Source organism: Methylobacterium sp. J-026, assembly GCF_022829585.1.
In the GTDB taxonomy this organism is placed as follows: Bacteria; Pseudomonadota; Alphaproteobacteria; order Rhizobiales; family Beijerinckiaceae; genus Methylobacterium.
Map to the genome: position 1 here is coordinate 1 of NZ_JAKSYC010000264.1, position 6,299 is coordinate 6,299.

Below are 6,299 nucleotides of genomic sequence, written 5' to 3' on the forward strand. Positions count from 1 at the left end.
TCCGGCCCGGCTGCATCGCTCAGCGGGAGAGCACTACCTTGACAGGGTAGGGGTTTCCCCCAACAAGTCGCTGATCCGGTTAAGCTATTTCGGCGGTTTCAGGTTCGACGAACCTGGACGGGTCGGAACGGAGACGTAGCACAGCGGTAGTGCATTCCCTTGACATGGGAAAGGTCACAGGTTCGATCCCTGTCGTCTCCACCACTACTTCGGGACCGCGACCGGTTTCCCAGTGGTGATCCCAGGTTCGGCGAACCTGGAACAGGTCCGATCGACGGGCTGGGCGCCGTGCTGGCAGACCGCCGGGTCGAGACCCGTCCGCCGGCGAAGGCTCGGCGGATCGACCTGCGACCGGGCCTCGACCCGGTGCGTCATCCGTCCGACGCCGAGCAGCCCGCGCAGCTTCGCCGTCACGCCGATCATGACCAGCAGTCCGAAGACCAGAGCGAAGATCGATAGGGTGTGCCGGATCGCATCGGCATAGTCCCGCCCGGCATGGACGATCAGCCAGCCCACCGCGATGAACACGGCGGCCGAGATCAGCGGGATCGTCAGGTCGGGCATCGCCATCAACGGTCCGAGCCGCGGCCCGGTTCGGTTTCCGCGTCCGGTCACCGGCCAAGGCGCGCCCGTCTGTCGATGCTCCGGCGCTCAGCTTTCCGCGAAGACGACGCCGAACCGGGCGCCGGTGCGCCGGACGACCGTGCAGCGCCGCGCGGTCTGGTCGATCGCGGTCAGGAGGGTGAAGGCCTCCGGGACAGCGTCTGCCTCGCCGGCTTCGAGCAGCGCGCCCGTGTCCGACATGTTCCAGACCAGGCACCGCACCCGCTTGTCGGTATCGTCGACCAGGATGTGGCCGGCGCTGAAGCAATCCGTCCGACCGGCTAGACGTTTCTCGGCCATCATATGCATCCCTGAAAAAGCTGTCGGCACTAAATATTGGCTCCTCTTGCTCCGCGGTTGCACACGGGCGGAAAGCATCGGAATCGTTCGTCCCGTGCTTACTGCCGGATGAACGCCGTCGCTGCCTGGGACGGGTTCGGGCCCGCCTGATCGCGGCGCTCGGTCCATGGCGGCCGGTATCGGTGCGGCCGCGGGGCGCTGGGCGGGCGGAGGCCCCGACCCGTGCGGCCCTCCCGGGGCTCATCGCACCCGGACCTGCGCGCCGATCCGGATCCTCACGGCATTCCCGCCGCCGGGTCCCGGCCGAAGCCCGACGCGGTCCGCGCGTTTCGTTGCGGGCGCGGGGTCGACATGGTAGGGGCCGGCGGGTTCGATCCCTGTCGCACCCACCGCCCGCAGGACGACCGCGGCGCATGAATTTCAGGTTCGGCGAGCCTGGCGCGGATTCAGCGAACGGCACCGGAAGGGTCGCATGGCCGCCATGATTGCCGAGCGCAGGCACTGGTTCTACGACAGCCGGCTGTTGGTCTGCGCCTTCTGCCTGATGCTGGTCGTGGCGATCTTCTGGCAGGTCAGCCAGTTCGAGGGTTTTCAGCCGATCTTCACCTGCGAGTCCAAGAAGGACATCGATCGTCTGCTGCTCACTTCGGGCATGGATGCCTGCATGGGCAGCGCGCATGCGCAGGTCGATCAGGAGCGCTGCATGCGCACCGTGTACGTCCTGGCCTGCACGAAGGAGCGCTGGCGCTGATCGCGGCCCGCCGCCGATGGACATCCTGGCGGATGATCCGGCGAGATCCCGGTCCGCGGCGCACGACCCGCGCTTTCAGCCGGGACGACCGGCGCCACGACAACATTCCCGCTGGGCCGCTCCGATTTTAAGGCTTCGTTAACCAGTTTTAACGGTTTAGTCATACCAGGTTCCGGCTGGCAGGGAGTGAATGGTCCGTGAGCGAGCTGCAGAGGCTTCTGAACGACCCGCGGTTCCGGCCCGCGGACAGGACCAAGCAGGAGCCCGGCGCCGTGGCCGAAGCCAATCTCGGCAGCGTCCTGCGGGTGGTGTCGTCGATGGACGAACCGGCCGAAGTCCCGGCGCCGCACGCGCCGCCGCAGGATTGGGACGGGTTGATCCACCGGGTTCAGGCCGCGGCCCGCCAGGCGCGCGTGATCGAGGCGCAGGCTCGGGAACGGGAGGCGCGCATCGAGCACGTGCTGGAGCAGGTCCGGGAGGACATCAGCAGTTCGAACGAGCGCGCCCGCATCGCGGAGATGCAGGCCCGCGAGGCCCAGGTACGCGCCGAGGCGCAGGTCATCGCGGCCGAGGAGCGGGCGAAGGCCGCCGAGGCGCGCGCCCGCGCCGCCGAGGAGCGGGCCCGGCATGCCGAGGCGTGGCTCGGACGCGTCCAAGAGGCGATCCTGGCCGAGTTCTCCGATCTGACCGAGCAGGCCGCGGCGTGAGCGGCTCCGCCAGCGCCGCGCTCGCGTCGCCGGGGAACCGCTCCGGCGGAGCCGCCGGGTCGCGCGACGGCCGGGGCGATCCGGTCGACCGGGTCGTGGCGCTGTTCTCCGGCCCCGCCCCGGCCGCCGCCCCGGAGGGCGACGATTGGTCGGCCTCCCTGGACGCCGTGCGCGGGGTCGCGACCCGGGTGCGCACCCTGCAGAAGAGCGCCCAGGATTCGGTGCGGGCGGCGCAACGCTCGGTCCGCGAGGCGGAGACGGTCGCGCGCGCCGCCACGGATCGGGCCCGGCACGCCGAGGCCCTGCTGCGCGAGGCGGTGGAACGGGCGGAGCGGGCCGAGGCGCAGGCCCGCGCGGCGGGTGAGCGGGCCGAGCGGGCGGAGGCCCAGGCCGCCGAGGCGCGGTCCTGGCTGCGCCGCATGCACGAATGCATGGTCAGCGAATTCGGCACCCTCACCCAGGACGCGGCCCAGGCCTGAGCGGTCAGGGGCGCCCTTCGGGACGGCCCTCTACGCGAGCGCCGGGGCCGCCATCACGTCGACCGCGTGCAACGCCCAGGCGAAGGGATCGCCGCGGCCGAAATAGACCGCGATCTCGAGCTCCAGGATCCGGACACAGGCATCGGACAGGTCCGGCAACAGATCATGGCCCTGCCGGTCGCGGACGGAGGTGACCACGGGGAGCGGCCGGCCGTCGCTGTAGATGACGAGCACCTGCGCCTCGGCATACGGGTCGAGGGGATCGATGCAGTAATGCGCCGGCATCCGCCTGCTCCTCCGCACGCGCCTCGACGGCCCCCCATAGGCGGGCCGTGTAACAGCCCGATGAATATCGTCGTCGAGGCACGGCGGACGGGCCGGCCGACGCGGGGTGTCCGAAGCCTGCGCGGCGGTATCCGCAATGCGACCGATCGGCTTAATCCCGCGCATACGCGTGATCGGACAAGAGTGCCGGCTCGCGTCGCCCCGACGTCTGCCGGCAGGATCGCCGTGACGCTCAGCATCATTCTCAGCACGGCACTTCCGCTCCTCATGGGGGCGATGGCCCTCCTGTGGGCCGGGTGGGTCGCGCCGGAGGGGGAGGAGTTCCCCGATTCGCCGGGTGGCCGCGACCCGCGCAGGGGGTGAGGCCGGCCGGGTCCGTTAAGATTCCCTTCACCCTACCGGGCGGGGTCCTGAACCCTCCCGGGCCAGCGCCGTTTCCGGGTATGACTCTGCTCACGATCGTGCCCCCGGCTCAGCGGCTGCCCGGCGGAGCCGTGCGGGGGCGCTCCGCCGGCCCCCGGGACGCCCTGCTCCAGCGGCTCGCCCGGGAGCTGGACGTGCCGGTCGAGCGGTTCTTCGCGGATGCCTCCGCAGCCGAGAGTGCCCCGGGCGCGCCGTCGGACGGGGAGGCCGGCGAACTCCTGGACCTGGTGCGCCACTGGCTGGCCATCGGCGACGGTCAGGCGCGCCGCCGCGTCCTGAGCCTCGCCCGCCAGGAGGCCGAGCGCGCCGGCGCCAGGGCCTGCGCCTGAGCGCGGGGCGGATCCCGAAGACCGGACCCGGGACGATGCGCTAGAACGGGGGCCGGGGCCCCCGCGGCGGGGGCCGGTTCGGGGAGGCCTGACATGGATCTCGGCTTGAGCGGGCGCCGGGCGCTCGTCTGCGCGGCGAGCAAGGGTCTGGGCAGGGGCTGCGCCCTGGCGCTGGCCCGGGAGGGCGTCGCCGTCACGATCACGGCGCGCACCGCCGAGACGCTGGAGCGGACCGCGGACGACATCCGCCGCGAGACCGGCGCCGCGGTCACCGCGGTGGCGGGCGACATCGCCACCGCGGCCGGCCGGGATGCGGCCCTCGCCGCCTGCCCGGAGCCCGACATCCTGGTCACCAACGCCGGCGGCCCGCCCCCCGGCGATTTTCGCGACTGGGACCGGGACGCCTGGATCCGGGCGCTCGACGCCAACATGCTGGCGCCGATCGCGCTGATCAAGGCGACCGTCGACGGCATGATCGGCCGCGGATTCGGCCGGATCGTCAACATCACCTCCGCCGCGGTGAAGGCGCCGATCGAGCAACTCGGCCTGTCCAACGGCGCCCGCTCGGGGCTGACCGGCTTCGTGGCCGGCCTCGCCCGCCAGACCGTGCGGCACGGCGTGACGATCAACAACCTGCTGCCCGGCCCCTTCGACACCGACCGGATCCGCGGCAACGCCGCGGCCGGCGCCGCCAAGGCCGGCACCAGCGTGGAGGCGTTCCTGGCGGCGCGGGCGGCGGCCAACCCCGCCGGCCGCTTCGGCCAGCCGGACGAGTTCGGGGCGGCCTGCGCGTTCCTGTGCAGCCGGCACGCCGGGTTCATCACCGGGCAGAACCTGCTGATGGACGGCGGCGCCTATCCCGGCACGTTCTGAAGGCGGGCCCCCCGCTTGCATGGGCGCCCGGGGATCACGCGGGGAGGATCATGAGCGTACGCGATACCGTCGAGGCGCGTCTGGCGCGGATCGCGGCCGGCGATCCGGCGGTCTTCACCCGCCTCTACCCCGGGGCGGCCCGGGCGGCGGCCGACGCGGCGGATGCCCGCCGCCGGGACGGCGTCGCGCTGGGCCCGCTCGACGGCGCGATCGTCTCGATCAAGGACCTGTTCGACGTGGCCGGCGAGACCACCCGGGCCGGCTCGGTCCTGCTGGCGGACGCGGATCCGGCGCAGGCCGACGCTCCGGTGGTCGCCCGCCTGCGCCGGGCCGGGGCGGTGATCCTCGGCAAGACCAACATGTCGGAATTCGCCTTCTCGGGGCTCGGGCTCAACCCGCATTACGGCACCCCCGGCAACGCCGCCGATCCGGAGCGCATCCCGGGGGGCTCGTCCTCCGGGGCCGGGGTCTCGGTGGGGCAGGGGACGAGCGATATCGCGATCGGCTCCGATACCGGCGGCTCCGTGCGGATCCCGGCCGCGCTCAACGGCGTGGTCGGCTTCAAGCCCACCGCCCGGCGGGTGCCCCTGGCCGGCGCCTTCCCCCTGTCCTACGCCCTCGACTCCCTGGGCCCGCTGGCCCGGACGGTGGCGGACTGCGCCGCCGCGGACGCCGTGATGGCCGGCGAGGAGCCCCTGCCGCTCGAAGCGTTCCCCCTGGCCGGGCTGCGGATCGGCGTGCCCCGGGGCGTCCTGTTCACCGAGACCGAGCCGCTGGTGGCGGAGGCCTTCGAGCGGGCGCTGGCGGCCCTGTCCCGGGCCGGCGCCCGGGTGGCCGACCACCCGATCGACGACCTGCTGGCCGCCATGGACGCGGCGCTCCCGGACGGGTCCATCGCGGCGATCGAGGCCGCCGCGATCCACGCCGACTGGCTGGACAGCCGGGCCGGGTGCTACGATCCCCGGGTCCACCGCCGGATCGTGGCCGGCCGGTCCGCGTCGGCGGCGGGCTATGTCCGGACGCTGCGCCGCCGCGCCGCGCTGATCGCGGCCCTCGACGGGCACCTCGCCCCCCTCGACGTGCTGGCGCTCCCGGCGACCGCCGCCACGGCGCCGCGGATCGCCCCTCTGGAGGCCGACGACGCGGCCTTCCTGGCGGCGAACCGGCTGATGCTGCGCAACACCGCCTTCGGCAACTTCTTCGACCTCACCGGCCTGTCCCTGCCGATGCCCGGCCTCGCCCGGCCGGCGGGGCTGATGCTGCTGGCCCGGAACGGCCAGGACCGCCGCCTGCTGGCGATCGGCGCCGGGATCGAGGCGGCGCTGGCGGGGTAGGGGACCGGCCCTCGGCCGGATCTGGATCACATCGCTGTCGAACGCCAAGGACTTCAAAAACAAGCGCTTTTCCCCGATACGCAGGACTTGGTGCTGGCAACCGGCACCACCTTCCCGTCAGGCACCGCGGCGGGCTTCCTGCGTGACGGTACCGTCATCGGCAAATCGACAGGCCTGCCCGAGGGCGTCAAGAGCGCCATCTCATCGACGATGCG

General features: G+C 72.7%; 10 protein-coding genes, 1 tRNA gene and 1 pseudogene. 9 read left to right on the top strand and 3 right to left on the bottom strand.

All coding sequences use genetic code 11. From position 1 onward, the window contains the following. Positions 1-129 precede the first annotated feature (129 nt). Positions 130-204 (top strand) — tRNA-Val (locus tag MKK69_RS22195). On the opposite strand, the gene MKK69_RS22200 is transcribed toward MKK69_RS22195, so the two are convergent. Together MKK69_RS22200 and MKK69_RS22205 are read right to left on the bottom strand one after the other, a co-directional pair. Then, positions 205-570, bottom strand: coding sequence for a hypothetical protein (locus MKK69_RS22200; RefSeq protein WP_243971508.1), 366 nt, complete (start codon positions 568-570; stop codon positions 205-207). Positions 571-651: 81 nt separating this feature from the next. Then, positions 652-903 carry a pilus assembly protein PilZ gene (locus tag MKK69_RS22205; RefSeq protein ID WP_243971510.1) on the bottom strand — a complete coding sequence of 84 codons (252 nt, stop codon included), beginning with the start codon at positions 901-903 and terminating at the stop codon, positions 652-654. 472 nt (positions 904-1,375) lie between these two features. Between MKK69_RS22205 and MKK69_RS22210 the strand changes: the two genes are divergently transcribed. The 3 genes from MKK69_RS22210 to MKK69_RS22220 all read left to right on the top strand — a co-directional run bounded on the left by MKK69_RS22210 (position 1,376) and on the right by MKK69_RS22220 (position 2,840). Next, entirely contained in the window at positions 1,376-1,654 is a 279-nt protein-coding gene (locus tag MKK69_RS22210) for a hypothetical protein (RefSeq protein WP_243971512.1), read from the top strand. 197 nt (positions 1,655-1,851) lie between these two features. After that, the gene (locus tag MKK69_RS22215; RefSeq protein WP_243971514.1) at positions 1,852-2,361 is read left to right on the top strand and encodes a hypothetical protein; all 510 of its coding nucleotides are present in this window, start codon (positions 1,852-1,854) and stop codon (positions 2,359-2,361) included. Further along, positions 2,358-2,840, top strand: a complete 483-nt coding sequence (locus MKK69_RS22220; protein WP_243971516.1) for a hypothetical protein — start codon at positions 2,358-2,360, stop codon at positions 2,838-2,840. The genes MKK69_RS22215 and MKK69_RS22220 overlap by 4 nt, the downstream gene beginning before the upstream one ends. Positions 2,841-2,870: 30 nt before the next feature. On the opposite strand, the gene MKK69_RS22225 is transcribed toward MKK69_RS22220, so the two are convergent. Then, complete coding sequence (locus MKK69_RS22225; RefSeq protein ID WP_243971518.1) at positions 2,871-3,125, bottom strand: hypothetical protein; 255 nt, start codon at positions 3,123-3,125, stop codon at positions 2,871-2,873. A 225-nt stretch (positions 3,126-3,350) separates the two neighbouring features. On the opposite strand from MKK69_RS22225, the gene MKK69_RS22230 reads away from it, so the two are divergent. The 5 genes and pseudogenes from MKK69_RS22230 to MKK69_RS31395 all read left to right on the top strand — a co-directional run. Then, a complete protein-coding gene (locus MKK69_RS22230) occupies positions 3,351-3,488 on the top strand; it encodes a hypothetical protein (protein WP_243971520.1) in 138 nt (45 codons plus the stop codon). Between the two features lie 80 nt (positions 3,489-3,568). After that, entirely contained in the window at positions 3,569-3,877 is a 309-nt protein-coding gene (locus MKK69_RS22235) for a hypothetical protein (RefSeq protein ID WP_243971522.1), read from the top strand. A 93-nt stretch (positions 3,878-3,970) separates the two neighbouring features. Further along, on the top strand, positions 3,971-4,750 hold the full coding sequence (locus tag MKK69_RS22240; protein WP_243971524.1) for an SDR family oxidoreductase: 780 nt from the start codon (positions 3,971-3,973) through the stop codon (positions 4,748-4,750). A gap of 50 nt (positions 4,751-4,800) precedes the next feature. Continuing rightward, entirely contained in the window at positions 4,801-6,084 is a 1,284-nt protein-coding gene (locus tag MKK69_RS22245; RefSeq protein WP_243971527.1) for an amidase, read from the top strand. 75 nt (positions 6,085-6,159) lie between these two features. After that, a pseudogene (locus tag MKK69_RS31395) lies at positions 6,160-6,299 on the top strand (catalase); the annotation flags it as partial.